The following is a 1,459-nucleotide window of genomic DNA, read 5'->3' on the forward strand; positions in this document are numbered from 1 at the left end:
GGGGCCCAGCGTTCGTCCACCTCGCCGTCGGGGGCCAGCAGCCCCGCGGTGTAGGCGAGTTCGAGCCAGAAGGCGGTCTGCCGCTCGGTGCTCTCCAGGGCCTGGGCGGTGCGCTTGAGGTCGCGCACGCCGAGGCCGCCGGCGCGCAGGGTCAGCGGTGGGGTGAGGCCCCAGCCGTCCAGCAGTTCCTCGACGGTCTTGACCGCGGTGTGCGCCTGGCCGGCCGCGGCGCCGTCCACGGCCCGGGGGTCGCGCGGGGCGGCGGCGGGCGCGGGCTCGGGCTGGACCGGTTCGACGGTGCGGTGGGTGCGGCCGCCGCGCAGGTGCAGGGCGAGTTCGCGGGGCAGTACGACGCTGCCGGGGCTGTTGGGCAGCAGCAGACCGCGGGCGAGCAGCCACTCGACCGGGCTCTGGGCGTCCTCGGCGGTGACCGGGCGGGCGGCGTCCGGGACGGTGCCGGTGGGCGGGCCCCAGACCAGCCGTTCCAGCAGCCGCCGCGCGGCCTCGGGCGCGGTGTCGAGCAGCGCCGCGCAGCGGGTGCGGTCGGTGAGCAGTGCGGTGAGCGCGGCGACGGCGCTGACCGGGTCCGGGGTGGCGGGCTGTCCGGCGGAGGCGAGCAGCTGCTGCAGCCGGGCCGGGGACATGCCGATGGTGGCGTCGGCGAGGGTGGGGCCGAGGCCGGTGCGGCCCGGGTTGCCGGTGGTCGGGGCGAGCGCCTCGCGGACGGCGAGGACCAGCCGCAGCCCGTTGTCCGGGCCCCAGAGCAGCGCCCGGTCGCGCAGGGTGGCGATCGCGCGCGGCAGGGCGGTGGCGACGGCGGACCGGTCGGCGGGGGTGAGCGGGCTCGCGCCGGGGTGCGGCTTGACCTTCGCCGGGCCGGTCAGCAGGGTGCGGACGGTGCTCAGCGAGGTGCCGTCCGGGGCGGTGGCCAGCGCCTCGGCGACCTGGAGGGTGAAGCGGTCGAGCCGCTCCAGGGCGCGCAGCGCGGAGGCGCGCGAGGAGAGCCGGGCGGACAGCTGGGTGAGGTCGCCGGGGACGGGGTTCAGCAGGTCGGGGCGGGAGCGGAGCAGGGCGGCGAGCGCGTCGTCCGGACGGGCGCGCAGTTCCTCGGCGAGGGTGCGCGGGCCGGTGGCGGACCTGCTCCGGCGTTGAGGGCCCTGCTGTGTGGTCATTCGACCTAGGTTAGTCGGGCGCGGGGACGACGGGGTGTCCCTCGTCCCGCCGCACCCGCGGCGCACCGCGGACCCGCGGACGGACTCGCGCGGGCGGGGGCGGGGTGGGTAGCGTCACGCCGAGGGCGGTTCGGTGGGCGGCCGGTACGGGCGAGGCGGGGTGGTCGGTGATGACGGACGGCGAGTGGTGGCGCAAGAGCGGGCCGTGGAGCGAGCGCTCGGGCGGCGGCCCGGAGGCCGGCGCGGGCTCCGGTTCCGGCGGCGCCGCGGAGGCTCCGTCCGCCCCC

The 1,459-nt window shown here is 79.1% G+C and carries 1 pseudogene; it reads right to left on the reverse strand.

Annotation, left to right across the window (positions count from 1 at the left end):
- A pseudogene (locus ACIQOV_RS41210) lies at nt 1-1,172 on the reverse strand (DNA-binding protein); the annotation flags it as partial.
- Nucleotides 1,173-1,459: the final 287 nt, after the last annotated feature.

Source organism: Kitasatospora sp. NPDC091257, assembly GCF_044757675.1.
GTDB lineage: Bacteria > Actinomycetota > Actinomycetes > Streptomycetales > Streptomycetaceae > Kitasatospora > Kitasatospora lactacystinica.